The following is a 24,174-nucleotide window of genomic DNA, read 5'->3' as shown; positions in this document are numbered from 1 at the left end:
ATCCAGAGGCTGTGTTTGCAAGGGCTTTATGGGGCCTCCAGCATGTCTCCATACTCGATACTGATTTCGACAGACACGGGTTCCTGATGTTCTTCTTGAACAGGATTTACCGGCTCTTGCTGAGCGCAACAAGAACAAGGTTGGTTGGTGAGCAGCAGTTATTTAAGACACAGCACAAAAAAGCGCCCCTGAACCGGAATCCAGGGGCGCCCTTGCCATAATCTGGCATCAATTGATCGCCAGCAGCTCCACCTCAAAGATCAGCAGGGAGCCGGGGGGGATCTTGCCCACGCCGCGGTTGCCGTAGGCCAGGCGGGCGGGGATAAACAGGCGGGTCTTCTCCCCCTCGACCATGCGCTGAACCCCCTCGGTCCAGCCGGGGATCACCTGATTCAGCTTGAACTCGATGGGTTCACCACGATCGACCGAGCTGTCAAACACGGTACCGTCCAGCAGGGTGCCGTGGTAGTGCACCCGCACCTTGTCCTTGGCAGTCGGGTGAACCGCACCGGCTCCGGGCTGAAGCACCAGCAGCTGCAGGCCGCTGTCGGTGGTGATCACACCGTCCCGCTTGCCATTCTCCTCCATGAACTCATCGCCGATGCGCACATTTTCCTGGGCCACCTTGCCGTGAAGCTGGCTCTTGTAGAAGAAGTAGCCGATCAGGGCGATCACCATGGCGATAATTAAGTACTTGGACACGGTTTATCCTCTCGATATCTAAACAGATTTGATGGTAACAGGGGGGAAGACCCAGGCTCAAGACAAAGAGGGAGGCCGGATGGCGATGATCGACTTGGGCAGTCCGGCCAGCCGCTCATCGAGCAGACTGGCCCCGGGAAACAGCTGCGCCATCATCGGCCGGTTGAGCAACCTGGCGCTGTCGACAATGCGCACCGCATCATCCAGACCGGCGGCCCTCGGCCAGTTGCCCAGGGCAAAGCGCTGCACCAGGGCCAATCGCCAGGGGCGTGGCAGCCAGTGGAAACACGGGGTCAGGCAGTGGGGCTCCACCGGAAACCAGTAATGGGGGGTCTGCACAAAGTAGCCTTGCCCCACCCTGGCCACCTCGGAGGCAAACTGCTTCATCCGCGACCACTCTCCCACATGCTCAATCACCGAGTTGGAATGCACCAGGTGGAAGCTGTTGTCCTCGTGCCGGCTCAGATCACAGCCATCGGCCACCAGGAAACGAAAACGGCCGTGGTTTTCCGGCAGGTCCTGCTCTGGCAGGTTGGCCAGGGTGATCTCCACCCGGTGCTGCGACAGGAAGCTGTCCGGCAGCATCCGCCAATACTCCTCGGTGCCACCGAGATCCAGCAGGCGGACACTCCGGCAGCGAGAGGAGAGTTGCCGGATCATCCCCAGCAGCGGTTCGAGCCGGGCTCGGCGCAGCCTGGCACCCAGGCAACGATGATCCTCGTAATTCACCAAGCGGCGGGCCAACACCCTGGTCAGAGACACATCCCCTCCCCGAAGCGCAATTGCGGACAATAACCCTCAAGGATAGTCGCAATTGGATAACAGGGCGGTCATCGGAGGGACTCGGGAAGACCCGCGGCATGGCTGGTCGATGTGGCATCGTGCCAACCCGTATGGGAGAGAGACGCCTTCGGTGGCACCAAGCGGATGCTTCGCTTTGTTGCGAACTGAAGAACGACCGCCTGCGGCGTTACTGCGTTTCAAACCAAGTCTTCCCGTAACGCGCATAAAGAAAAAGCCCCTGCACCGAGCTTCGACTCACCGACCTGCGGCCGAACTAGGGAGAGATGATCGCCTTCGGCGTTACTTCGCTCATTCTTCGCTTCGTTTCGAACTGGAGAGTTTGAACCAAGTCCTCCCCGAACGCGCATAAACAAAAAGCCCCTGCACTTGGTGCAGGGGCTTTTTGTTTATATGGCGGTTAGGGAGAGATTCGAACTCTCGATACGTTGCCGTATACACACTTTCCAGGCGTGCTCCTTCAGCCACTCGGACACCTAACCATATTGTTGATTTGTTGTTTTACGAGCTCAAATCTAACTCGCGGCTAGTTGGCTGAGAGCCCCGCCCGTGGCGTGGTTAAGCTGCGCTGCTGCAGCCACTCGTACACCTAACCAGATTGTTGCAAACAGCGATGCTTCATCGTTGCTGCGGATGCGTATATTAGGGAGGCGGGACGGGGATTGCAAATGCTTTTTTCGGTTTTTCTGTTGAATGCTCTAATTTTGTTCACCCTGCCAGGAATGGCTGTTCAATGCCGCCAGTTGCCGCTGTTTCTTCAGCTGAGTTTGCTCCAGCAGCGACGCCAGTTGCCGCCGCAGCGGCGGGTTGGTGTCATCCAGTTTCGACTGCAAAAACGCGATCTGGCTACAACTGTCGTTGAACGCCCCCAGGACATCCTGCAGCGCCCTCTCCCGACTCCAGGGCTTGTGGGGCTGGCACACCTCCTTCAGATAGCGTTGCGCCTTGATCCTCAACCGCAGACGGTGCCAATCCTCCGCCTCTCCGCTGCTCAGGGCCCTGGCCAGATCCCTCTTTACCTTGTGGGCCAGCTTTTGCGCCACCTTGTCGGTCACCGTTTCGAAGGAGTCCCGGCCTTTGCCCCAGGGCAGGGACAGACAGCTCAGACACAGCTGCCGCTCGCGCTTCAACTGCCCCAGGGCCAGGAACAGCCGTGCAAAGGCGTCGGAGCGCCAACGAGCCACCTGGGGGGACAGGGGATGCGTACGACCCAGGGTGACGGCCAACACATCCAGATCCCGCATCTCATTGCTGACGCGCCCCTGCTGGGCTGCGCTGGCCAGCAGCGCGGTCACCACCTCCTCGGGAAAGTGGCGGCGGTACAGCTTCAGCAGGCAGCGCAATTTGCGCAGCGCCACCCGATAGCGGTGCAGCGGCTCGCCATCCCCGTCGGGCGCCATCGCCCTCCCCTGCTCCAGGGCTTGCAGATACAGGGCCGCCAACCTTGGCTGCAGTTCCGGGATCACGCGGCTCGCCATAACTCACCTCCTGGCATCGACTGTGTTTAGTCTAGACGCCGAACCCGAGTCAGCCTGCCTTTTAAATCTAAGCCGATAAGGCTTTACCCCGAGGCCCACTGCCCCTATTCTCGTGGAACACGACAAACATTGCGGAGCGCGCCCTTGTCACAACGCGGCTTTACCCTGACCGAACTGACGGTGGTGATCATCCTGCTGGCCCTGCTGGCCCTGGCCGTCGCTTCACGGCTTATCGCCATCAGTGATGACACCCACCAGGCTCAAGCCCGCGGCCTGTTCGGTGCGTTCAGCTCCGCAGTGGGGCAGTTCCATGGACTGTGCATGGCCAGGGGCGGCGACATTCAGGGCCAGGGAGACCTGGGAGTGGGCGGCGGCCTGGATTTCCCCGATCTGGGGCTGCGTTCCAGTACCCTAGGCAGCTGCTACCCTGAGGCGGGCCTGGGGGATGGCCGTATCAGTGACTTTGACGACTGTCTGCAGACCCTGGAGGGATTGCTGAGCCCGTTGCCGGAGCACAACACCAGCGCGGTCAATCACAGTGATGCCGACTACCAGGCGGCGTCGGACGCCATGACCCTGGTGATCCACTACGCCGATGTCCATCGATGTGAACTCTACTACGTGGCCTCCGGTCAGGGGGTCGCCAGCCCGAGGCTGAGCTACAACGGCCTCACCGGCGATGTCACCACCCGCTTCTGAGCGGACGCACCCATAAAAAACGGGGCGTGACGCCCCGTTCTTCGTTCCCGCCTAGGATCAGGCGTTGCCCTTCACCTTGAGCCTCAACTCGGCGGCGAAGTCCAGCATCCGGTTCAGAGGAATCATCGCCTTCTCCGCCAGGGCCGGGTCCACAAACACCTCGTGATCGGCCAGGTCGTCGGTGTTCAGGCAGCGCTCGATCGCCTGCAGGCCGTTCATCGCCATCCAGGGACAGTGGGCACAGCTGCGGCAGGTGGCCCCGTCACCACCGGTGGGCGCTTCGATGAAGCGCTTCTCCGGGGAGAGCTGCTGCATCTTGTAGAAGATGCCGCGGTCGGTGGCCACGATGAAGGTGTCGTTGGGCAGCTCCTGGCTGGCCTTGATCAACTGGCTGGTGGAGCCCACCGCGTCGGCCATCTCGACGATGAAATCCGGAGACTCCGGATGCACCAGGATGGCGGCGTCGGGATGCTGCTTCTTCAAATCCACCAGGGCGCGGTACTTGAACTCGTCGTGCACCACGCAGTGGCCCTGCCACATCAGCATCTCGGCACCGGTCTGCTTGGCGATATAGCCACCCAGGTGACGATCAGGCCCCCAGATGATCTTCTTGCCTTCGCTGTCCAGGTGCTCGACGATCTCCAGGGCGATGGAGGAGGTCACCACCCAGTCGGCCCGGGCCTTGACCGCGGCGGAGGTGTTGGCGTACACCACCACGGTATGGTCCGGATGCTGGTCGCAGAACTCACCGAAGGTGTCAGCGGGACACCCCAGGTCCAGGGAACAGGTGGCCTCCAGGGTGGGCATCAGCACCCGCTTCTCCGGGGTGAGGATCTTGGCGGTTTCCCCCATGAAGCGCACACCCGCCACCACCAGGGTCTTGGCCGGGTGCTCATTGCCGAAGCGGGCCATCTCCAGGGAATCGGCCACACAACCGCCGGTCTCCTCGGCCAGGGCCTGGATCTCGGGATCGGTATAGTAGTGCGCCACCAGGACGGCGTCTTTCTGCTTCAGCAGGGTCTTGATGCGCTCACGATACTGCGCCTTCTCCTCGTCGCTCAGCTTGGCCGGCTTGGGCGGGAAGGGAAAGTGCATATCGTCCAGTTGAGGGACTTCCATCATGATTCTTTACAACAGCCTCCAGGTTGGGTCTGAAGCCATTATACCTAATTAGGACCACCGTGCTAAGTCACAAAATCGATTAAGGGTAGCAAAAGCGTCGTGACGGCGGGGATGTGCCTGGCGGGTGCCGCGTCATGGGGGCCAAACAGGGAAGCGGGCCCCGAGGGGCCCGCTTGAACCGATCAGCTCAGGTGCAGCATCATCTCCGCCGGGTTCTCCAGCAGTGACTTCCACAGGTTGCAGAAGCGGGCAATGGTGCCGCCGTCGATCACCCGGTGATCGCCGGACCAGCTCACCTGCATGATGGTGCGCGCTTCCACCTCGCCTTTGCCATTGAACCTGGGCAGGGTTTGCAGCTTGCCCAGGGCGACGATGGCCACCTCAGGCTTGTTGATGATCGGGGTGGCCACGGTGCCGCCCAGGGCGCCGATGTTGGACACCGACAGGGTGCCATCCCTGAGATCCTCCGGGGAAACCCGGCCATCTCGGGCGGCGCTGGTCAACCGGGTCACCTCCTGAGCCACCTCGATGATCGACTTCTGCTGCACCTTCTTGACGTTGGGCACCATCAGCCCCATCTTGCCGTCCACCGCCATACCGATGTTGTGATCCCCCTTGTAGGTGATCTCGCTGCAGTCGTCGTTGACCTGGGCATTGAGTACCGGGTACTCCTTGGCGGCCACCGACATCGCCTTGATGATAAAGGGCATCAGGGTCAGCTTGATCCCCTTGTCGGCGTAGCGCTGCTTCAGAGACGCGCGCAGGGCCACCAGCTCGGTGAGATCCAGCTCCTCGCAATAGGTGAAGTGGGGAATGGTCTGTACCGAGGCGGTCATCTGCCTGGCCATGGCCGCCTGGATGCCGCGGATCGGCTCGACCCGGTCCGCAGAGGCGGGGGCAACCGCTTGTGCCATGGGCTGAGCGATCGGCGCCGGCTGGCCGGGACCATCGACGAAGGCCTGGATATCCTCCTTATAGACCCGGCCGTTCTTGCCGCTGCCGGGCACCTCGGCAAGGTTCACATTGAGGGTGCGAGCCATGCGCCGCACCGCCGGGCTGGCCAGGGCCTTGCCCTGGGCCACGGCGCCGCTGTCGGCGGCGATCTGGCGATCCACCACCTTAGGAGCCTCGGCCTTGGCTGCCTGCGGGTCAGACTTGGCGGCCTCGACCGGTGTGCTCTCGGCACCGCCGCTCACCTTCAGGGAGAACAGCGGCTCATGCACCTTGGCGATCTCCCCCTTCTGGTAGTGCAGCTTGTGGATGATGCCGCTCTTCACCGCCGGGATCTGCACCAGCGCCTTGTCGGTCATCACGTCACAGATGGGCTGGTCCTCGACCACCTGATCCCCTTCGCTCACCAGCCAGTCGGCCACTTCGCACTCGACGATCCCCTCGCCGATGTCCGGCAGGATAAACTCCTCCACCTGCTCCCCCTGGGGGGCGGCAGGCCGGGTCTTGGGGGCGTCAGCCACCGGGGCCGCAGTGGTCGGCGCGGGTGCCGCCACCTCGGCGCTGGCGCCATTGAGTTCCACCGAGAACAGCGGCTCATGCACCTTGGCCACCTGGCCCTTCTTATAGTGCAGTTTGACCACCTTGCCGTCGAACGGGGCGGGGATCTCCACCAGGGCCTTGTCGGTCATCACCTCGGCGACCACCTGATCCTCTTTGATCTCGTCACCCTCGGCCACCAGCCAATCCATCACCTCACACTCGACGACGCCTTCGCCGATGTCCGGCAGGATAAATTCCTTAATCATGCTGCGCTCCCTTAAAACTCTACGCTGGCCTTGATGGCTTCAAAGATCTTCAGATGATCCGCCATATGCGCCTGCTCCAGCGCCAGGGGGTACGGGGTGTCCATGCCACAGACCCGCGCGATGGGGGACTCCAGGTGCAGGAAGCACTCCTGCTGGATGGTGGCGGCGATCTCGCCGGCGAAGCCGCCGGTGATCGGCGCCTCGTGGCTCACCAGCAACCGGCCGGTCTTGCACACCGACTTAGCCACGGTGTCCACGTCCCAGGGCAGCAGGGTGCGCAGGTCGATGATCTCGCAGCTGATACCGATGTCGGCGGCCATCTTGGCGGCCTTATCGATCAGCTCCATCTGGGCGCCCCAGCCCAGCAGGGTGATGTCGCTGCCGCTCTGCACCAGCTCCGCCTTGGACAGGCTGATGGTGTACTCGCCCTCGGGCACCTCACCCACCGAGGCGCGGTAGAGACGCTTGGGCTCGAAGAACACCACCGGGTTGTCGTCTCGGATGGAGGCCAGCAGCAGCCCCTTGGCTTCATAGGGGTTGCGGGGCACCACGATCTTCAGACCCGGGGTGTGGGTGAAGTAGGCCTCGGGGGACTGGGAGTGGTAGTGACCACCGGCGATGCCGCCGCCATAGGGGGTGCGCACGGTCAGTCGCCCCACGTTGAACTCGTTGCCGCTGCGGTAGCGGAACTTGGCGGACTCGTTCACCAGCTGGTCGAACGCCGGGAAGATGTAGTCGGCGAACTGGATCTCGGCGATGGCGGTGCTGCCCTGGGCAGCCAGGCCATTGGCGAAGCCGATGATCCCCTGCTCGGTGAGCGGGGTGTTGAAGCAGCGCTCCTTGCCGTACTTCTCCTGCAGCTTGGAGGTGGCGCGGAACACGCCGCCGAAGTGGCCGACGTCCTCGCCGAACACCACCGCGGAGTCATCGCTGGCCATGGCGATGTCCATGGCGCTGTTGATCGCTTGTAACAGGTTCATCTGGGCCATGGGTTACGCCTCCTTGCCACTGTCTGCGGGGTAGTGGTCGGGGTAACGATCCATATGCTCCCGGGTTGCTTGCAGTTGTTTCTCCAGGTGCTCGGGGACGGTGTCGTACACGTCGGTCACCAGGGTGTCGTAGGCGGGCTTGGGCAGGGTTTCCGCCACCTTCACCGCCGCCAGCACCTCCTTGCGGTACTGGTCGTAGAGGGCCTCATCCTGCTCCTCGCTCCACCAGCCCTGGGCCAGCAGCCACAACTTGAAGCGCAGTACCGGATCGTGCTCACGCCACTTGGCCTCCTCGTCGCGGGAGCGGTAGCCGGAAGGGTCATCGGAGCTGGAGTGGGCGCCGAGGCGGTAGCTCATCGCCTCGATCAGCACCGGCTTGTTCTCCGCCACGGCGATGGCGCGGGCCTGCTGGGTGGCCGCCAGCACCGCCAGCATGTCGTTGCCGTCCACCCGGATGGTGTCGATGCCATAACCCACGCCGCGGGGAGCGATGCCGTCACCGGCAAACTGCTCGGCGGTGGGGGTGGAGATGGCGTAGCCGTTGTTGCGACAGAAGAAGATGGCGGGACAGCTCAACACCGCCGCCATGTTGAGGCCGGCGTGGAAGTCGCCCTCGGACGCGGCCCCTTCACCGAAGTAACACAGGGTCACCGCCTCCTTGCCCGCCCGCTTCTGGCCGTAGGCGTAGCCGGCGGCCTGGGGGATCTGGGTGCCCAGGGGCGAGGAGACCGTCATGTAGTTGAGCTCGTTGCTGCCGTAGTGGATCGGCATCTGACGGCCCTTGCCCAGATCCTTCACGTTGGAAAACATCTGGTTCATAAACTGCTCGGTGGTGAAACCGCGGTAGCGCAGGGCAGCCTGCTCCCGGTACTGGGCCATGATCATGTCATCCTGGCTCAGGGCGGCGGCACTGCCCACCACGGCGGCTTCCTCGCCGATGCAGGTCATGTAGAAACTGATGCGCCCCTGACGCTGGGCAGCCAGCATCCGCTCATCCAGGACCCGGGTGAACACCGCGGTGTCGTAGATCTTCAGCGCCAGCTCCTGATCGATGTCAGGCAGGGTGGCGTCAGGGTATGGGGTTCCGTCGGACTGCAAGATCTTGAGTTCAGGGATCTTCAAAGCGTGACCGGAGGTCATCACCGCCTTGTGTACCTGATGCTGAGATTCGAGGCTCATTATTTCGCTTCCGTCTTGTGTCTGAGGCCAACGTCCGTGGCCGTTTATTATCTCCGGACCAGGATCCGGGCTTGTTATGGATTGGGCTAAGGGTACTGTCAGCCCAGGGGGCGCTCAAGATGGCAGCCACCCATGATCACGATCACATTCCATCAGGTGTATCGCAATATTTACAGTGACTTCCTCTCGAGGGCCCGAGTCTTTACTCAAATCTGTCGTCGATCTCCGTGGGCACCACGGTCAGCAGCGCCCGCTGGCCGATGGCCACATTGGCGTTGGGGAAGATGATCGACTCCGCCACCTCCCCGACCCTCACCTCCCTCTCGCCGTCGTTGGCCAGCAGGTGGCCCGGGGCAAACTCGGTGAAGTTGGCCTGATCATCGGCAAAGGTGAACTGGAACTCCTCATGGTGCTTATTCACCACCTGGCACACGTCATACACCACGCTCTGCGCCAGTGGCGGGTAATCCAGCGGTTCGGCGGCGATCAGCCTGGCCAACTGGGCCCGGCACGCCTCGAAGCGGCTCATGTCATTGTGACCGAAGGGATACACCTTGCCCAACTCCACGGTGAAGGCGTCGGCGCCAAACTCATTGGAGGAGAAGTAGCTGTAGGTGGTGGTGGGGCTATGGGACAGCAGTATGGTCTTCACCCCGCACCCGGCCAGGAAGCGGATCTGCTCGATGCTCCAGGGACGGCCGGGACGGTAGGGGTAGACCGCGAACTTCTCCCGCTGGGAATCGCGGATGGCGGTGTGCAGGTCGTAGTGGAACCGTTTGCGCCCGGGCTGCTGGAAGAACGCTCTGACCGTCTGCTCCAGCCTGGCCGCCCGCCGCTTCTCGTCATTGGGCTCCCCCTGGGCATGGGCGCCGCTGAACAGCCGGTTCATGTTCTCGAGAATGCCGCGGGTGCCATCAACCATCGCCTGGGTATTCCCCAGTTGCACCAGCAGCCGCTGACGACACTTGAGGCTGCCATCGAGGATGGCATTGACCAGGTCATTGACCAGCTCGATGGGGGCGGTCTCATTACCGTGGACCCCGCAGGAGAGCACAATGTCGCTGTCGCCGGGCCGGGCCGGCTCGATGGCCAGGATGCCGGTGTCGATCAGGGTCAGCCGGGTGCCGTCGGCCAGGGTACGGCTTTGCGGTTGCCGGCGGGGCTGGGGATGGGCCAAGGTCAGCGCCAAAAGATCCTGGTGTTCAAATAACACATCGCACTCCAATTGCTTGTTGTTGTGCTGGCCATTGTAGCCTCAGTTGCGCCACGGCGGCACCCCCGGCCGATTAAGATTCGGGGTTGCAATCTGTCATGGAGCTGATACAGTCCACGGACGTGTAGACGTCCAGAAATCCACAATTGGGAGTCAGATTATGGCCATTGCCACCTTCGGCGCAGGATGTTTTTGGGGTGTTGAGCAGTTCTTCAAGGAGCTCGACGGGGTGACCGCCGCGGTCTGTGGTTACATGGGCGGCGATCTGGACAACCCCAGCTATGAGCAGGTGAAAACCGGCGAGACCGGCCACGCCGAGGTGGTGCAGGTGCAGTTTGATGAGGCCAGGATCAGCTACCAACAGCTGCTGGACACCTTCTGGCAGTTCCACAACCCCACCACACTGAACCAGCAGGGTGAGGACCACGGCAGCCAGTACCGCAGCGTGATCTTTTTCCACGACGACGCCCAGAGGGACACCGCCGAGACCTCTAAGGCCTGGCAGCAGGCCGAGGGCCACTGGAGGGAAAAAACCATCGTCACCGCCATTGAGCCGGTAACCACCTTCTTCCGCGCCGAGGAGTACCACCAGGGCTACTTCGACAAACACGGACTGCCCAGCTGCCATATCGCACTGTACTGAGTGCCTTAGGCGCCCCCACCACCTATCCGCGACTCCCCGACACGCGCCGGGGGCCTTTCCCCGGCGCACACCCTGGGTAATTCGCACCGTCGTCTCCCTGCACGCTCCCTGGAGCACACCACCGTCGTCGTCCTGGCGCACGCCAGGGTCCAGTGGCTTTCCCGCTCGGTGGGTTGATGAAACTACTGGCCAGCTTACACCCGGGCATCTAAGACGCTGGGCTCCGGCGTTCGCCGGAGTGACCGTGCCAGTGGGAACTGTCACTGATGAAACAGCGGCTGTGCATCCCTGATGCCTCTCCATCCGGGGTAACAGGGCGCTTTTCTGCACGCCCCCACCGTCATCTCCCTGCACGCTCCCTGGAGCACACCCACCGTCGTCGCCCTGGCGCACGCCAGGGTCCAGTGGCTTTCCCGCTCGGTGGGTTGATGAAACTACAGGCCAGCTTACACCCGGGCATCTAAGACGCTGGGCTCCGGCGTTCGCCGGAGTGACCGTGCCAGTGGGAACTGTCATTGATGAAACAGCGGCTGTGCATCCCTGATGCCTCTCCATCCGGGGTAACAGGGCGCTTTTCTGCACGCCCCCACCGTCGTCGCCCTGGCGCACGCCAGGGTCCAGTGGCATTAGGACGCCCGGCACTCCCCATCCCGGCCCCCGAGTCAATCCTGCTCGCCCTCCAGCGGCAGCTGATCGATGGGAGGGCGCCAATACTGCAGATCCCACAGCTGGCGCGATGCGTTGAAATGGCGCCGCACCCGCCTGAATCCGAACCGCTCGAGAATGCGGCCCGAAGCGGCATTCTGCTCGAAGGCTTCCGCCATGAGCGGCGCATGCGGGTGGTGATCCGCCACCCAGCGCATCAGCGCCGCCATGGCGGCCCGACCCAGCCCCTGGCCCCAGTGGCGACGCGCCAGTTTGTATCCCACCTCGTAGAGGCCGCTGTCGCCCCGGTAGAAGGCCGCGGTACCGATATCCCCCAGTTGCGGATGCACCACCACCCACAGCTTGAGGGCGTCGGGGTCGTCATAACCCGCCAGCAGTTCGGCCATCTGTGCCCGGATCTGTGCCAGGGTCTGAGGACCACGGTCGGTATAGCGCATCACCTCGGGATCCCGCTCCAGCTCATAGAGCCAGCGCTCGTCGTCGGCGGTCAATCGCCTGAGTGCCAGTGAGGCCGCCATCTCCTTCCCCGCCTCTGTCAGCGATGAGAGACAGAACGGCTAGCCACCACCCTGCCCTGCTCTATCTCAATCACCAGGGCCCGCTCATACTCCAGTTTGAAGTCCAGCTCCGGGCAGCATACCACCAGCTCCCCCTGGGGCAGGATCAATTCGCCGCTGAACCAGCACGCAAACAGCGGGCCGTTGGTGAGCCGGTACTGACCCCGCACCTCGCTGAGGTAAAGCCGCTGGTTGTCGATGGTCCAGGTACCCAGGTACTCCCGCCAGCAGCAAGATGACAACAGGGCGATATCCATCTCCTGCCACTGAGACGCCTCTCGGCGGACCAGGCCCCACCCCTCGTCGGGCAGAGCCGGCCAGTGATCGATCCGGTAGCATTGACCGTCGAGATAGAGAAGCTCCGGGGTCTGTGCAGTCACCGACCTCTCCCTTTCAGCCGCTCCGGAGCCGGCGGGCGGTGCTTGTCCATGGTTCAATCTCCCTGAATTTTCAGCATGCAGGTGGCGGAGGCCATCGCCAGCAGCCGCCCCTTCTCATCCAGCAACCGGCCCTCGGCCACCCCCAGGGAGCGGGTCATACTGACCACCTGCCCTTCGGCCCTGAGTCTGGCCGCCTTGGGAACCGGCCTAAGCATCTTCACGTTGAGCTCGATGGTGCCATACCCCTGTCCCGGCTCCAGCATGGTGTGGACCGCACAGCCGGTGACCGAGTCCAACACCGTGGCGGCAAAGCCGCCGTGCACTCCGCCCAGCGGGTTGGTATGGCGTTCATCGGCCCGGGCCTCAAACACCACCCCACCCTGATTCACCGACACCACCCGCATGGTAATGGTCTCGGCCATGTTGGGGTGGGGAAGCTTGCCGGTGGCGATGGCGCTCATCACCTCCAGGCCACTCATGGTCTGTGCTGACATTACTGCTCCTTGTCCCTGGGTATCCTCAGGGCAACATCCCTGAATCCCCCCGCGTTTACAATACTCAGCAAAAAAAAAAGAGGCAGCCGCCGGCTGCCCCTCTCAATCCGCTCCCCCCTACTGGGCGGCAAACACGCTGTCCACCAGGGTCTTGGCGTCCTCGAGCAACGCCGCCAGGTGGGCCTCGCTCTTCAGGCTCTCGGCGTAGATCTTGTAGATCGCCTCGGTGCCCGAGGGGCGGGCGGCGAACCAGCCATGCTCCGTGGTGACTTTGAGGCCACCGATGGCGGCGTCGTTGCCCGGCGCCCGGGTCAGCTTGGCGGTGATCGCCTCGCCCGCCAGGGTATCGGATTTCACCATCTCGGGGTCCATCGCCTTGAGCAGCGCCTTCTGCCGGTCATTGGCGGGCGCATCGATGCGGCGGTAGAACGCCTGACCAAACTTCTGCTCCAGGCGGCGGTAGTGCTGCGCCGGAGAGTCGCCGGTCACCGCCAGGATCTCCGCCGCCAGCAGGCCGAGGATAAACCCGTCCTTGTCGGTGGCGAAGGCGTTACCGCCCTTGTCCAGGAAGCTGGCGCCGGCGCTCTCCTCGCCGCCGAACGCCAGTTCACCGGCGTGCAGGCCGCCGACGAACCACTTGAAGCCCACCGGCACCTCGTTGAGACGACGGCCATGGTCCGCCACCACCCGGTCGATGATGGCGCTGGAGACCAGGGTCTTGCCCACCGGCAGATCCCCCGGCCAGTTGGGGCGGTGCCCCAGCAAGTAGTCGATGGCCACCGCCAGGTAATGGTTGGGGTTCATCAGGCCGCCGTCGCGGCAGACGATGCCGTGACGGTCGAAGTCGGGATCGTTGCCGATGCTGATGTCGAACTGATCCTTTATCTTCAGCAAATTGGCCATGGCATAGGGGGAGGAGCAGTCCATGCGGATCTTGCCATCTTTGTCCAGGGGCATGAAGGCAAAGGCCGGGTCCACCACCGGGTTGACCACCTGGATATCGATACCGTAGCGCTCGGCGATGCGTGGCCAGGTGTGGATGCCGGAGCCGCCCATGGGGTCGACGCCGATGGTCAGCCCCGCCTTGCGGATCGCCTCGAAATCGATCACCTCGTCCAGGTGCTCCACATAGGTGCCGATCATGTCCACCTGCTCCACCAGCCCGGTGGCCAGGGCCACATCCAGGGCCACCCGGCGCACCCCCTGCAGGTTGTCGCTCAGGTAGGCATTGGCACGGTCGGCGATGTAGCCGGTGGCGTCGGTGTCCGCCGGGCCGCCGTGAGGTGGGTTGTACTTAATCCCGCCATCCCGGGGGGGGTTGTGGGAGGGGGTCAGAATCAGGCCGTCGGCCAACTCCCCGCCCTGACGGTTGTGATCCAGGATGGCGTGGGAGATCACCGGGGTGGCCACGAAGCCGCGCTTCACCTGCACCCTGGCGGTGACGCCGTTGGCCGCCAGCACCTGCAACACCGAGGCGAAGGCAGGCTGACTCAACCCATGGGTGTCAAACCCCAGGAACAGTGGGCCATGAACCCCCTGCGCCTTGCGGTAGTCCACCACCGCCTGGGTGATGGCCAGAATGTGCTGCTCGTTGAAGGAGCGGCTGAGCGAACATCCCCGGTGACCCGAGGTGCCGAAGCTGACCCGCTCAGCACTCTCCGAAGGATTGGGCTTGAGGGTGTAGTAGCTGCTGATGAGGTGGCTGACGTCGATAACGTCAGCCGGGCTGGCAACGGCGCCAGCCCGGGAATGAATGGCCATAAAACTGTCCTGCGAAGTGGCTTCCGTGCGTCTGGGTCGTCTCGGGCGCGGCCTCAGATGCGGGCCGCGATCTCCTTGGCGACCTCTGCGGGGCACCCGAGGGACTCAGCCGCAGAGCTGAGCAGGGCACGCTTCTTGCCGGTATTGTTGTTGGTGGTCACCCAGTAGCGGCTGTCGCCAATCTGCTTGGGATTGGCACTCTTGCTGGCGGAGAGCAACTCATCCTTGCTGGTGGCAAAGTAGAGACGATCACGGCCGCGAATCTCCAGCACGGTGGCGAACGCTTCCGGCTGCTGACGGTAGAGGGCGTCCAGCAGGTAGAGAAAACGGCCCACGGCCCCTTTCTGCTTCTCCAGCAGGGCATCCTCCAGCAGCTCATTGAACTGGCCCGCCTCGGCGACCCGGGAACGCATTTCCACCTTGGCCTTGGGGGCTTCGACGACCGCCGGGCTGGACTCCAGGCCGGGCTGGCTGATCTGCTTGGGCTTGGGCGCTTCGGCTGCGGTGCTGGGCAACTGCAGAAGGCGTCGCAAGATGTCAGAGGCACTCTCACCGATGCGCTGAGTGTTGCTGGCAATGTGGCTGTAGAGTTCGTCGTCGATTTCAATGTATTTCATGGGCTTTCCAATCGCCGGGGTCTAAGTCGTCACGCATTATAAACACACCTGGGGAGATCAGACCAAGCCACCGATTGCTTTTTGCCGTTGCCATCCGCACAATTTGCGCCACCAAAATCAACGAAGCAGGATGTCATGTTGAATTTCATTGACCAGGGAAGCGGACCGGCGGTGCTGTTGATCCACGGTTTGTTCGGCAGTGCCGACAACCTGGGACGCCTGGGCCAGTCGCTGCTTGAACGCGGATGGCGGGTGATCCGCATCGATCTGCCCAACCACGGCGAATCGCCCAAGGGCCAGTCGATGGCCCTGACCGCCATGGCCGACGAACTGGAGCGGTTGCGCCAGCAGCTGGGACTGGCGCAGTGGGCCCTGGTGGGCCACTCCCTGGGCGGCAAGGTCGCCATGACCTACGCCCAGAGCCACCCTGAGCGGGTGCTGGCCCTGGCGGTGGCCGACATCGCCCCCAATGGCTACCGCACCAATCGTCACCAGAACATTCTGGCGACGCTGACCCGGTTGGAGAACCAGCCGGGACTGACCCGCAAGATGGCCCAGCAGGCCTTTATGGAAGCAGGCATCGAAACTGGCACCACCGCCTTCCTGATGAAGAGCCTGAAGCCGGAGAAACAGGGCAGCTACGACTGGCAGCTGGACATCGGCGCCATCGTCCACGACTACCCGCAGATCATCGGCCCGGTGCCTGAGCTGCCCCCCTTCACCGGCCCGGTGCTGTTTTTGAAGGGGGAACTGTCGGAGTACCTGCTGCCGGAGCACCGGCAGGAGATCCTGCGCCGCTTCCCCGCCTCCAAGGCCAGGGTGATCACCGGCACCGGCCACTGGCTGCATGCCGAGAAACCGGAGCAGTTCAACCGCCACGTGGCGGATTTCCTTGCTCCACACATGAATTAAAGGGTGCCGGCTGCTGTGCTAATCCACACAGGAAAGGCGTTCTAACGCCCCTGTGGTTGTGCTATAGTAGCCCGCCGGTTTCGCCAGGATGGTAATTAGATGTTAGTCAGTGACGTAGCACAGCTCGAAGCGGTAGGGTTGAATCTCTTTTTCGCGGCGGTGTTTTTCCTGATTGGAATGTCGATCCGGGACGTATTAAATCGAGGCGATGTCCCCAAATTTGGACGATACATCGTCTGGTTGGTTCTCTTTCTCGGCTGTGCCGGCTTTATCGCCAAAGGCATCATTCAGCTGGTCTGGGAAGGGGCCGGAGTAGGTTAAGCAGCGACTTTGCATGGCAATAGAAAAGACCGATAGAACCACTATGGATCTGTTCGCCACCGAAAAGCGGCGCGGCAGACCTAAGACCAACCCCTTGCCTCGTAAAGAGCAACTGCGCGTCAACAAGCGAAATCAGATTCAGCGAGACCGCTCCCTGGGGTTGAAACGTATTGAACTAAAGGTGTCGGATGCACTCTATAATGCGTTGAATGAGCAGGCAATGACCGACAACGTCAGCCGCAGTCAACTGATTGAGTCCATCCTCCTCGAGCAGTTTCAGCAAGTTGGTAAGGTCCAGGAGTAACTCCTGACCTAAGTCAGTGAAAAAGATAGGTAGATAAATGGCAAGTGTAGGTCTGTTTTTTGGCAGTGACACCGGCAACACCGAAGCCGTGGCCAAGATGATCCAGAAGAAGCTGGGCGGTATGTGCGATGTGAAAGACATCGCCAAGAGCACCAAAGAGGAGATTGACGAGTTCAGCCTGCTGCTGTTCGGCATCCCCACCTGGTACTACGGCGAAGCTCAGTGCGACTGGGACGACTTCTTCCCCGAGCTGGAGCAGATCGACTTTACCGACAAACTGGTCGCCATCTTTGGTTGCGGTGATCAGGAGGACTACGCCGAGTACTTCCTGGATGCCATGGGCATGGTGGGTGACATCGTTCGCGACCGTGGCGGCATCATCGTCGGCCACACCTCCACCGAAGGATACGACTTCGAAGCCTCCAAGGCGCTGGTGGACGACAACACCTTTGTGGGCCTGGGCATCGACGAAGACCGTCAACCCGAGCTGACCGAAGCCCGCGTCGACGCCTGGGTGAAGCAGATCTACGAAGAGATGTGCCTGGCTGAGCTGGCTTAAGCGCCATAGGCGTTGCAAAAAAACGGACCCGCCTGGGTCCGTTTTTTATGGGCGGCGGGGCTTGGGTCAAGACGCTGGGCTCCGGCCTTCGCCGGAGTGACCGTGCTGGGGGCAACTGCCGTTGAGAAAGCAGGGTCCATGCACCCTGGGCTATTCGCACCACCATCTCCCTGACGCACGCCCTGAGCCGCACCCACCCTCGTCTCCCTGGCGTACGCCAGGGTCCAGTGACTTTATGTGGCGGGCTCAGGCGGCCCTGGCCTGGGGTTTGGCGTAGATCTTGCGTACATAGAGGGTGCGGTGCAGGCGGCACACCACCTCGCCACGGGCATCGATCACCTCCACCATGAACTCCGGATGGTACTTGGCACCGCCCTCGGTGGCCTGGCGAATCTTGGCGATCTGCTCCTCGCTCACCCGGAACTCGGCGGTGAGCTTGCCTTTGCCCGGCCTGATAAAGTCGATCGACGCCGCCCTGTCCCACACCCGGTACCCCCGGCCCAGCTTGCCCATGATCAGCAGGGCGTAGAAGGGATCGGTCATGGAAAACAGGCTGCCGCCGAAATGGCTGCGGTTGATGTTACGGTTCCAGGGACGCTCCTTGAGCGCCACCCGGCAATAGCTGTAATCCGGCTCCAGGTGTTCCAGCTTGATGCTGCTGAACAGAAAGGGGGGCCAGAGGTTCATCAGGCGGCGAAAGGCGGCCGCGGAAAAGGGGATAGCCATGCGTCTCCATGCTGGTATGACCTGTAAATGAGAAGCTGTTATAGCCCAGGGCGAACAAAATGTCACCCCTTGCATCAACAGATGAAATCAGCAGATAAGTGAGGCTTGAAAGCGACTCACCTCGCTCTCCTGCCCTGCCCTTAAGCCACAGCCAGTGCTTTCCTCTGTGAAATGCACCGCCATGACCGCATCACGCCACCAAACCGACAAAACCATGGCTTTTCACGACCAGCATATTTCGCTATGGTGAGCCTCCTGACCCTTTTTTATCCACTCGAGGTTCCGTGGTATGCACCCCATCCTAAAATCCGACAAGCTCAGTACCGTCTGCTACGACATCCGTGGTCCGGTGGCGCGGGAGGCGAAGCGCTTGGAGGAGGAGGGTCACCGGGTCCTCAAGCTCAACATCGGCAACCCCGCTCCCTTCGGCTTCGAAGCGCCGGAGGAGATCGTCCGTGACGTTATCCATAACCTGCCGGAAAGCCAGGGGTACTGCGATGCCAAGGGGCTGTTCTCCGCCCGCAAGGCGGTGGTGCACTACTTCCAGCAGATGGGGATCCATGACGTGGATGTGGATGACGTCTACATCGGCAACGGCGTTTCCGAGCTGATCGTGATGGCGATGCAGGGGCTGCTGAACAACGGTGACGAGGTGCTGGTGCCGGCGCCGGACTACCCGCTGTGGACCGCGGCGGTGCACCTGGCCGGTGGCAGCGCCCGCCACTACCGCTGCGACGAGGAGGCCGACTGGTTCCCCGATCTGGACGACGTGCGCGCCAAGATCACCCCGCGCACCCGCGCCATGGTGCTAATCAACCCCAACAACCCCACCGGCGCGGTCTACAGCAAGGAGCTACTGCTGGGCATGCTGGAGATCGCCCGGGAGCACAACCTGGTGGTGTTCTCCGACGAGATCTACGACAAGATCCTCTACGACGGCGCCGAGCACATCCCCACCTGCACCCTGGCGGACGACCTGCTGATCATCACCATGAACGGCCTCTCCAAGGTCTACCGCGCCGCCGGTTTCCGGGCGGGGTGGATGGTGCTCTCCGGTGACCGCGGCCAGGCCAAGAATTACATCGAAGGGCTGGAGATGCTGGCGTCGATGCGCCTGTGCGCCAACGTGCCGGTACAGCACGCCATCCAGACCGCCCTAGGCGGCTACCAGAGCGTCAACGAGCTGATCGTTCCCGGCGGCCGCCTCTATGAGCAGCGACAGCTCACCGTCGACCGGCTCAACGCCATCGACGGCGTCAGTTGCAAGATGCCCAAGGGCGCCATGTACGCCTTCCCCCGGCTGGATGTGAAGAAGTTCAACCTGATGGACGACGAGAAGCTGGTGCTGGATCTGCTGATGCAGGAGAAGATCCTGCTGGTACAGGGCACCGCCTTCAACTGGCCGGAGCCGGACCACCTGAGGTTCGTGTTCCTGCCCCATATCGAGGATCTGGAGCGGGCCCTGGATAAGTTCGAGCAGTTCCTCGGCCGCTACCGTCAGTAACCCCCAGCGGGCGGTGTTCGCCCCTCCCCCAAGGCGCCTCATCCCCGAGGCGCTTTTTGTTTCACCGCCCGGCACAAGCCTGCGTTTCCAGCCCCGCTCCCCTTTGATATCCTCAGGGCACGACCCCCACAGGATGTGAATATGAGTTATAAGTTTTTGAACCTGGCCCTGCGCCAACGACTGCTGAAACGCTGGAGCCTGATGTACTCGATGCAGCCGGAGTCGGTGCTGGAGCACTCCGCCATCGTCGGCATATTGAGCTTCCTGGTGGGCAAGATTGCCCAGCAGAACGGCCGCGATCTGGATCTGTCCAAGATGTTGTCCCACGCCCTGCTCCACGACATCTCCGAGACCATCACCGGTGATGTGGTCACCCCGGTGAAGCGCTCCTCCGACACCCTGTACGCCGAATTCAAGGCGCTGGAACGCACCGCAGAACAGCGGATCCTCAATACCACCCCCCCCGAACTGCACCAGGCCATCGAGGAGGCGTTCAACCCCGGTGGTATAGAACAGGAGCTGGTCAAGGCCTGTGACATCTACTCCGCCTACCTCAAGTGCCGGCTGGAGGTGGCCTTCGGCAACTCGGTGGAGTTTGGCGACGCCCTGGCCCGAATGGAGGAGGCGGTGAAGGAGGTGTGCGGCAACTATCCGGAGCTGGCCACCCTGCATCACTGGTTCGGCGAGGACAGCGACTGCTCGGTGGACCACCTGATCACCTCCAGCCAGTAGGCCGTGCTCCCCGGAACCGGCGATTAAGCATATAGCCAATTGTTCTAGAGTCTGAGGTCAGCCCCCCGGCTTCTCTCTTATACTTTGCCTGCCCACGCGGTCAATGTGCCGACGCTTGGCAAGGGAGTGCCTAAGGCGCGTCTGCAGGGGCGGTTCGCCCCGCGGGCTACCTCCGTCCCTGACTCCCTTGACCGGCCAAGGCCGCCGCATTCTCTGACGATCAGGGAGGAGAGCCTATCGAAACCACAGCCATCACCCTGGCCAGCCACCGGACTCTGCCCCGGTGGCGGACGGTTTCCGGCGGATCAGCGGAAACACCCAGTCTGTACGTATCTGTGCCTGATCCAGATTGACCCAGCCATTATCTTGACCCCGCGCCCGCGGGGTCTCTTTTACCGCCCTGGCGCACCCGCTCGATCGCCTCGCACATCTGCGCCATCCCCTTGAGGATCCTCGGACCGGTGCGGTGCAGCCAGTCGCTGTTGACCGGGTGGATCTGGCCGTTGGCCACCGCCGGGATCTCCGGCCAGTCGAGCCAGCGTTCGATGCTGTTCTCCTCCAGGCCGTGGTTGGTGGGCACGATGATCCCCTGGGGCGACGCCGCCACCACCTGTTCAATGCTGACCTGGGGGTACTCCGCCGGGGTGTCGGCGAACAGGTTGACCCCGCCACAGTCGGCAATCAGCCCATCCATCCAGCCGCTGGAGGCGCTCATCAGCGGCTCGGACCACAGCTGGTAGAAGATGGGCACCGGGGTGCGGCCAGCGTAGTCCCGCTTCAGCCGCCGATACTCGGCCTGGAAGCGGGCCGCCACCTCCCGGCCCCGGCGTTCATGACCGGTCTCCCTGCCCAGACGGGCCAGAAGCGGCGCAATCTCCGCCACCTCATCGACACTGGTGTCGATGAGGGTGAACCCCAGTTCCCTCAGGCGGGTCACAAAGTGCAGCGAGGTGTCGCTGATCCCCAGCACCACCAGGTCAGGCTGCAGCGCCATCAGCGCCTCGAAGTCCATCTGGTTGTGGCGGCCGACCCGGTGGATCGACCTGGCCGCCTCGGGGTAGTCGGCGTACTCCACCGTAGCGACGATCTGCTCGCCGGCCCCCACTTCATAGAGCAGTTCCACCGAGTGGGGGGTGAGAGCGGCGATGGTGGGCAGTCCGGCCAGGGCCGTCAGGGGAGATATCGCCAGCAACAGGGCAAAAAGGCGACGCAGCATGGTTTCGTCCATCCATAAGCTTGGTACACTGGCGGCTACTCTAGCAGAGGCTGGTCGGCCTTAGCCAACCAGCCAAATGATAATGGTTCTCATTGACATCATTTGTCCCGCCGCTAGACTGTTACCACTACTGAAACAAACCGGGTTGAATCACAGGAGTTACCGATGTGTGACCAACACGCCACCCCAGTGGGGTCTACCGTCATCACCACCTTCAAGGGCAAGCGCAAGCTGTGGGAGCTGAGCTCCAAGCTGCTGTGTCCGGTGATCGGCACCTGCCTCACCACCCTAGAGATCCGCAAGCTGGTGGAGAAGGTGGCGGACAAGCAGGCCGCCCGCAACAGCGACTACTGGCTGCACACCTGGGCGGTCTCCAACTGTGACGAGAAGAACCGCCTGTCCATGGCGATGCACAAGCACCTGGACCGCAAGTTTTCCGCCGCCTGCAGACGCTTCGGCCAGATCAAGGAGCGGCAGGAGCTCAAGCAGGCCTGGCAGGAGCACATCGACCGCGGCGCCGCCGCCGAGGCGCTGTGGGCGCTGCTGACCCACCCCCTGTGCGACATCCCTACCCAGGACATGGCCTACGAGACCATCCACATGCTCTCCCATCAGATGGGGGCCGGCGAGCGGGCGGATCTCAAGCGGCTGCACGCGCTGGAGCAGGAGGTGGCGGAGCTCAAGCGCGCCCTGGAGCGCAGCCAGCAGAAGGCGGCCCAGAGCCTGGCCAACAAAGAGAAGCAGATGCTCAACCAGCAGCGGGAGATCACCCTGCTCCGGGCGGAAAACCACCAACTGCAGCAACGGCTGCAACAGGCCACCGCCAAGCCCGGTGACCACCTGGAGCAGGTGATTCAGCTCAAGAGCGAGCTCACCAGCGCCCAGGCCTCCGCCCTGGCCCTGGCGCGCCAGAAGGAGGCGTGGCAGCAGAAGCTGGAGCAGACCGAGGCCCAGGTGATCACCCTGACCCAGGAGCTGAGCCGCAAACAGGAGGAGACCATTGCCCTGGAGGGGATGGTCAGCCAGAGCCTCTCCCCCTGCGGCGGCTGCGGCCCGGACAAGGGTGGCTGCACCGACTGCACCAAGGCGCCGGACCTCAAAGGGCAGAAGATCCTGGTGGTGGGCGGCCTGCACCGCATGGTGGATCAGTACAAGGCCCTGGTGGAGCGTTGCGGCGGCGAGTTCAGCCACCACGATGGCGGGGTCGAGGACAGCCGCAAGCGGCTCGATGCCCTGCTGTGGAGCGCCGATGCGGTGATCTGTGCCGCCGACTGCATCAGCCACGACGCCTACTACCGGCTGAAGAAGTTCTGCAAGCAGCAGGGCAAGCGTCACCTGTTCGTGCCCTCCTCCAGCCTGTCCACCATCGCCAAGGCGCTGTCCGACGTGGCCAACGACAGCGGCTGCATCGCCTTCAGCACCCAGGACGCCTCATAACAAGCCATTGATTCGGGTAGAGAGTTAGACAACACTAGGGGGAGAGAACCCGAGGGAGCCAACCATGCAGTATTCAGACTCGATGGCACGCCGCATCGAAGAGGCCAAGCAGCGCCAGGATGACCAACGCTCCCCGCTGCAGAGGGACAAGGCCCGCATCATGCACTCCGCCGCCTTTCGCCGGCTGCAGGCCAAGACCCAGGTGCTGGGGGTGGGGATGAACGACTTCTACCGCACCCGCCTGACCCACTCCCTGGAAGCCGCCCAGATCGGCACCGGCATCGCCGCCCAGCTGCGCCGCGCCTACCCGACGCAAGCGGAGCTGATCGGCAGCGACCACCTGATCGAATCCCTGTGCCTGGCCCACGACCTGGGTCACCCCCCCTACGGCCACGGCGGCGAGGTGGCGCTGAACTACATGATGCGGGATCACGGCGGCTTCGAGGGCAACGGCCAGACCTTCCGCATCCTCGCCAGGCTGGAGCCCTACACCGAATCCTTCGGCATGAACCTGACCCGGCGCACCCTGCTGGGGGTGCTCAAATACCCGGTGCTGCTCTCGCGCCTGGGCAGCCACTCGGCCAGTGCCGGTGCCGACAGCTTCCGCCAGCTCAAGGCCGATGAGTGGGCCCCGGACAAGGGGATCTTCGATGACGACGCCGAGATCCTCGACTGGGTGCTGGCCCCGCTGAGCGACCACGACCGCCGACTGCTGTCCCAGACCCGCCCCGGCCCCAATGGCCGGCGGCGCTCCCAGTACCGCTCCCTCGACGCCTCCATCATGGAGATGGCCGACGACATCGCCTACTCGGTGCACGACCTCGAGGACGCCATCGTCATGGGGATCGTCTCCTACTCCAGCTGGCGTCGCAAGGTGGCCGAGCCCATCGCCGCCATCGGCGACAACTACCTGGCCAAGCGCATCGACGCCATCGGCGAGAAGCTGTTCTCCGATGAGCACCATCAGCGCAAGGACGCCATCGGCACCCTGGTCAACGCCTTCGTCACCCACATCCACCTGGAGAAGCAGGGGGAGTTCGACTCGCCGCTGCTGGCGTACCACGCGGTGATGGAGCCCGGCTTCGACACCTGCCTCAACCGGCTGAAACGCTTCGTCTACGAGTGCGTCATCCGCAAGCCCGAGGTGCAGATCCTCGAGTACAAGGGCCAGCAGGTGGTGATGGAGCTGTTCGAAGCCTTCGCCTCCGATCCGATGCGGCTGCTGCCCAAGGCCACCCAGAAACGCTGGCAGGCCGCCCGCGATGCCGGCCACAGCGGCCACCGGGTGATCGCCGACTACATCTCCGGCATGACCGACGAGTTTGCCGCCCGGCTGCACCAGAACCTGTTCACCCCCAAGATGGGCAACCTGGCGGAGCTGCACTCGCCGTTTTGACCCGGCGCA

Annotated in this window: 25 protein-coding genes and 1 tRNA gene; 10 read left to right on the top strand and 16 right to left on the bottom strand. The window is 62.9% G+C overall.

Going from position 1 to position 24,174, the window contains the following annotated elements; all coding sequences use genetic code 11:
• Positions 1 to 228: 228 nt before the first annotated feature.
• The 4 genes from FCL40_RS14945 to FCL40_RS14930 form a co-directional block, all read right to left on the bottom strand.
• Positions 229 to 678, bottom strand: a complete 450-nt coding sequence (locus tag FCL40_RS14945) for an FKBP-type peptidyl-prolyl cis-trans isomerase (RefSeq protein ID WP_136854159.1) — start codon at positions 676 to 678, stop codon at positions 229 to 231.
• Positions 679 to 759: 81 nt separating this feature from the next.
• The gene (locus tag FCL40_RS14940; protein WP_205729147.1) at positions 760 to 1,464 is read right to left on the bottom strand and encodes a class I SAM-dependent methyltransferase; all 705 of its coding nucleotides are present in this window, start codon (positions 1,462 to 1,464) and stop codon (positions 760 to 762) included.
• A 433-nt stretch (positions 1,465 to 1,897) separates the two neighbouring features.
• Positions 1,898 to 1,985, bottom strand: a tRNA-Ser gene (locus tag FCL40_RS14935).
• 216 nt (positions 1,986 to 2,201) lie between these two features.
• Complete coding sequence (locus tag FCL40_RS14930) at positions 2,202 to 2,981, bottom strand: CHAD domain-containing protein (RefSeq protein ID WP_136854104.1); 780 nt, start codon at positions 2,979 to 2,981, stop codon at positions 2,202 to 2,204.
• A 144-nt stretch (positions 2,982 to 3,125) separates the two neighbouring features.
• On the opposite strand from FCL40_RS14930, the gene FCL40_RS14925 reads away from it, so the two are divergent.
• Positions 3,126 to 3,680 (top strand): prepilin-type N-terminal cleavage/methylation domain-containing protein, encoded by a 555-nt coding sequence (locus FCL40_RS14925; RefSeq protein WP_169307147.1) that lies wholly within the window; start codon positions 3,126 to 3,128, stop codon positions 3,678 to 3,680.
• A 57-nt stretch (positions 3,681 to 3,737) separates the two neighbouring features.
• On the opposite strand, the gene nadA is transcribed toward FCL40_RS14925, so the two are convergent.
• From nadA to astE, 5 genes are all read right to left on the bottom strand, one after another.
• Positions 3,738 to 4,802 (bottom strand): quinolinate synthase NadA, encoded by a 1,065-nt coding sequence (gene nadA, locus FCL40_RS14920; protein ID WP_136854102.1) that lies wholly within the window; start codon positions 4,800 to 4,802, stop codon positions 3,738 to 3,740.
• A 182-nt stretch (positions 4,803 to 4,984) separates the two neighbouring features.
• A complete protein-coding gene (locus FCL40_RS14915; RefSeq protein WP_136854101.1) occupies positions 4,985 to 6,559 on the bottom strand; it encodes a dihydrolipoyllysine-residue acetyltransferase in 1,575 nt (524 codons plus the stop codon).
• Between the two features lie 11 nt (positions 6,560 to 6,570).
• Complete coding sequence (locus FCL40_RS14910; protein WP_136854100.1) at positions 6,571 to 7,548, bottom strand: alpha-ketoacid dehydrogenase subunit beta; 978 nt, start codon at positions 7,546 to 7,548, stop codon at positions 6,571 to 6,573.
• 3 nt (positions 7,549 to 7,551) lie between these two features.
• Entirely contained in the window at positions 7,552 to 8,727 is a 1,176-nt protein-coding gene (locus FCL40_RS14905; protein ID WP_136854099.1) for a thiamine pyrophosphate-dependent dehydrogenase E1 component subunit alpha, read from the bottom strand.
• 202 nt (positions 8,728 to 8,929) lie between these two features.
• Entirely contained in the window at positions 8,930 to 9,940 is a 1,011-nt protein-coding gene (astE, locus tag FCL40_RS14900) for a succinylglutamate desuccinylase (RefSeq protein ID WP_136854098.1), read from the bottom strand.
• Between the two features lie 160 nt (positions 9,941 to 10,100).
• On the opposite strand from astE, the gene msrA reads away from it, so the two are divergent.
• Positions 10,101 to 10,583, top strand: coding sequence for a peptide-methionine (S)-S-oxide reductase MsrA (gene msrA / locus FCL40_RS14895; RefSeq protein WP_136854097.1), 483 nt, complete (start codon positions 10,101 to 10,103; stop codon positions 10,581 to 10,583).
• Between the two features lie 662 nt (positions 10,584 to 11,245).
• On the opposite strand, the gene FCL40_RS14890 is transcribed toward msrA, so the two are convergent.
• The 5 genes from FCL40_RS14890 to seqA all read right to left on the bottom strand — a co-directional run bounded on the left by FCL40_RS14890 (position 11,246) and on the right by seqA (position 15,058).
• Positions 11,246 to 11,767, bottom strand: coding sequence for a GNAT family N-acetyltransferase (locus tag FCL40_RS14890; protein ID WP_136854096.1), 522 nt, complete (start codon positions 11,765 to 11,767; stop codon positions 11,246 to 11,248).
• A 17-nt stretch (positions 11,768 to 11,784) separates the two neighbouring features.
• Entirely contained in the window at positions 11,785 to 12,186 is a 402-nt protein-coding gene (locus FCL40_RS14885) for a hypothetical protein (protein ID WP_136854095.1), read from the bottom strand.
• A 53-nt stretch (positions 12,187 to 12,239) separates the two neighbouring features.
• The gene (locus FCL40_RS14880) at positions 12,240 to 12,680 is read right to left on the bottom strand and encodes a PaaI family thioesterase (RefSeq protein WP_136854094.1); all 441 of its coding nucleotides are present in this window, start codon (positions 12,678 to 12,680) and stop codon (positions 12,240 to 12,242) included.
• 117 nt (positions 12,681 to 12,797) lie between these two features.
• Entirely contained in the window at positions 12,798 to 14,441 is a 1,644-nt protein-coding gene (gene pgm, locus FCL40_RS14875) for a phosphoglucomutase (alpha-D-glucose-1,6-bisphosphate-dependent) (RefSeq protein WP_136854093.1), read from the bottom strand.
• 53 nt (positions 14,442 to 14,494) lie between these two features.
• Entirely contained in the window at positions 14,495 to 15,058 is a 564-nt protein-coding gene (gene seqA, locus FCL40_RS14870) for a replication initiation negative regulator SeqA (protein WP_136854092.1), read from the bottom strand.
• A 135-nt stretch (positions 15,059 to 15,193) separates the two neighbouring features.
• On the opposite strand from seqA, the gene FCL40_RS14865 reads away from it, so the two are divergent.
• The 4 genes from FCL40_RS14865 (at position 15,194) to fldA (ending at position 17,154) form a co-directional block, all read left to right on the top strand.
• A complete protein-coding gene (locus FCL40_RS14865; RefSeq protein WP_136854091.1) occupies positions 15,194 to 15,970 on the top strand; it encodes an alpha/beta fold hydrolase in 777 nt (258 codons plus the stop codon).
• A gap of 99 nt (positions 15,971 to 16,069) precedes the next feature.
• Positions 16,070 to 16,291 (top strand): DUF2788 domain-containing protein, encoded by a 222-nt coding sequence (locus FCL40_RS14860; RefSeq protein ID WP_136854090.1) that lies wholly within the window; start codon positions 16,070 to 16,072, stop codon positions 16,289 to 16,291.
• A 13-nt stretch (positions 16,292 to 16,304) separates the two neighbouring features.
• Entirely contained in the window at positions 16,305 to 16,595 is a 291-nt protein-coding gene (ybfE, locus tag FCL40_RS14855; RefSeq protein WP_136854089.1) for a LexA regulated protein, read from the top strand.
• 37 nt (positions 16,596 to 16,632) lie between these two features.
• A complete protein-coding gene (gene fldA / locus FCL40_RS14850) occupies positions 16,633 to 17,154 on the top strand; it encodes a flavodoxin FldA (RefSeq protein ID WP_136854088.1) in 522 nt (173 codons plus the stop codon).
• A gap of 246 nt (positions 17,155 to 17,400) precedes the next feature.
• On the opposite strand, the gene FCL40_RS14845 is transcribed toward fldA, so the two are convergent.
• Entirely contained in the window at positions 17,401 to 17,880 is a 480-nt protein-coding gene (locus FCL40_RS14845) for a DUF4442 domain-containing protein (protein WP_136854087.1), read from the bottom strand.
• 289 nt (positions 17,881 to 18,169) lie between these two features.
• On the opposite strand from FCL40_RS14845, the gene FCL40_RS14840 reads away from it, so the two are divergent.
• Both FCL40_RS14840 and yfbR read left to right on the top strand, forming a co-directional pair.
• On the top strand, positions 18,170 to 19,384 hold the full coding sequence (locus tag FCL40_RS14840; RefSeq protein WP_136854086.1) for a pyridoxal phosphate-dependent aminotransferase: 1,215 nt from the start codon (positions 18,170 to 18,172) through the stop codon (positions 19,382 to 19,384).
• 141 nt (positions 19,385 to 19,525) lie between these two features.
• On the top strand, positions 19,526 to 20,116 hold the full coding sequence (gene yfbR, locus FCL40_RS14835) for a 5'-deoxynucleotidase (protein ID WP_136854085.1): 591 nt from the start codon (positions 19,526 to 19,528) through the stop codon (positions 20,114 to 20,116).
• A 361-nt stretch (positions 20,117 to 20,477) separates the two neighbouring features.
• On the opposite strand, the gene FCL40_RS14830 is transcribed toward yfbR, so the two are convergent.
• Positions 20,478 to 21,332, bottom strand: coding sequence for a cobalamin-binding protein (locus tag FCL40_RS14830; protein WP_169307146.1), 855 nt, complete (start codon positions 21,330 to 21,332; stop codon positions 20,478 to 20,480).
• Between the two features lie 165 nt (positions 21,333 to 21,497).
• On the opposite strand from FCL40_RS14830, the gene FCL40_RS14825 reads away from it, so the two are divergent.
• A complete protein-coding gene (locus tag FCL40_RS14825; protein WP_136854083.1) occupies positions 21,498 to 22,769 on the top strand; it encodes a DUF2325 domain-containing protein in 1,272 nt (423 codons plus the stop codon).
• Between the two features lie 64 nt (positions 22,770 to 22,833).
• Positions 22,834 to 24,165: an anti-phage deoxyguanosine triphosphatase gene (locus tag FCL40_RS14820; RefSeq protein WP_136854082.1), complete on the top strand. Its 1,332-nt coding sequence runs from the start codon at positions 22,834 to 22,836 to the stop codon at positions 24,163 to 24,165.
• Positions 24,166 to 24,174 lie beyond the last annotated feature (9 nt).

It is taken from the genome of Ferrimonas sediminicola, assembly GCF_005116715.1.
GTDB classification, from domain to species: domain Bacteria; phylum Pseudomonadota; class Gammaproteobacteria; order Enterobacterales; family Shewanellaceae; genus Ferrimonas; species Ferrimonas sediminicola.
Note: the sequence above shows the minus strand (reverse complement) of the source record. Positions and strands in the feature narration are given on the sequence as shown.

Coding starts and splice junctions, on each gene's coding strand:
- FCL40_RS14945 (WP_136854159.1), bottom strand. CDS start 678: ATGGTGATCGCCCTGATCGGCTACTTCTTCTACAAGAGCCAGCTTCAC.
- FCL40_RS14930 (WP_136854104.1), bottom strand. CDS start 2,981: ATGGCGAGCCGCGTGATCCCGGAACTGCAGCCAAGGTTGGCGGCCCTG.
- nadA (WP_136854102.1), bottom strand. CDS start 4,802: ATGATGGAAGTCCCTCAACTGGACGATATGCACTTTCCCTTCCCGCCC.
- FCL40_RS14915 (WP_136854101.1), bottom strand. CDS start 6,559: ATGATTAAGGAATTTATCCTGCCGGACATCGGCGAAGGCGTCGTCGAG.
- FCL40_RS14910 (WP_136854100.1), bottom strand. CDS start 7,548: ATGGCCCAGATGAACCTGTTACAAGCGATCAACAGCGCCATGGACATC.
- FCL40_RS14905 (WP_136854099.1), bottom strand. CDS start 8,727: ATGAGCCTCGAATCTCAGCATCAGGTACACAAGGCGGTGATGACCTCC.
- msrA (WP_136854097.1), top strand. CDS start 10,101: ATGGCCATTGCCACCTTCGGCGCAGGATGTTTTTGGGGTGTTGAGCAG.
- FCL40_RS14890 (WP_136854096.1), bottom strand. CDS start 11,767: ATGGCGGCCTCACTGGCACTCAGGCGATTGACCGCCGACGACGAGCGC.
- FCL40_RS14880 (WP_136854094.1), bottom strand. CDS start 12,680: ATGTCAGCACAGACCATGAGTGGCCTGGAGGTGATGAGCGCCATCGCC.
- pgm (WP_136854093.1), bottom strand. CDS start 14,441: ATGGCCATTCATTCCCGGGCTGGCGCCGTTGCCAGCCCGGCTGACGTT.
- seqA (WP_136854092.1), bottom strand. CDS start 15,058: ATGAAATACATTGAAATCGACGACGAACTCTACAGCCACATTGCCAGC.
- FCL40_RS14865 (WP_136854091.1), top strand. CDS start 15,194: ATGTTGAATTTCATTGACCAGGGAAGCGGACCGGCGGTGCTGTTGATC.
- FCL40_RS14860 (WP_136854090.1), top strand. CDS start 16,070: ATGTTAGTCAGTGACGTAGCACAGCTCGAAGCGGTAGGGTTGAATCTC.
- ybfE (WP_136854089.1), top strand. CDS start 16,305: ATGGCAATAGAAAAGACCGATAGAACCACTATGGATCTGTTCGCCACC.
- fldA (WP_136854088.1), top strand. CDS start 16,633: ATGGCAAGTGTAGGTCTGTTTTTTGGCAGTGACACCGGCAACACCGAA.
- FCL40_RS14845 (WP_136854087.1), bottom strand. CDS start 17,880: ATGGCTATCCCCTTTTCCGCGGCCGCCTTTCGCCGCCTGATGAACCTC.
- FCL40_RS14840 (WP_136854086.1), top strand. CDS start 18,170: ATGCACCCCATCCTAAAATCCGACAAGCTCAGTACCGTCTGCTACGAC.
- yfbR (WP_136854085.1), top strand. CDS start 19,526: ATGAGTTATAAGTTTTTGAACCTGGCCCTGCGCCAACGACTGCTGAAA.
- FCL40_RS14830 (WP_169307146.1), bottom strand. CDS start 21,332: ATGCTGCGTCGCCTTTTTGCCCTGTTGCTGGCGATATCTCCCCTGACG.
- FCL40_RS14825 (WP_136854083.1), top strand. CDS start 21,498: ATGTGTGACCAACACGCCACCCCAGTGGGGTCTACCGTCATCACCACC.
- FCL40_RS14820 (WP_136854082.1), top strand. CDS start 22,834: ATGCAGTATTCAGACTCGATGGCACGCCGCATCGAAGAGGCCAAGCAG.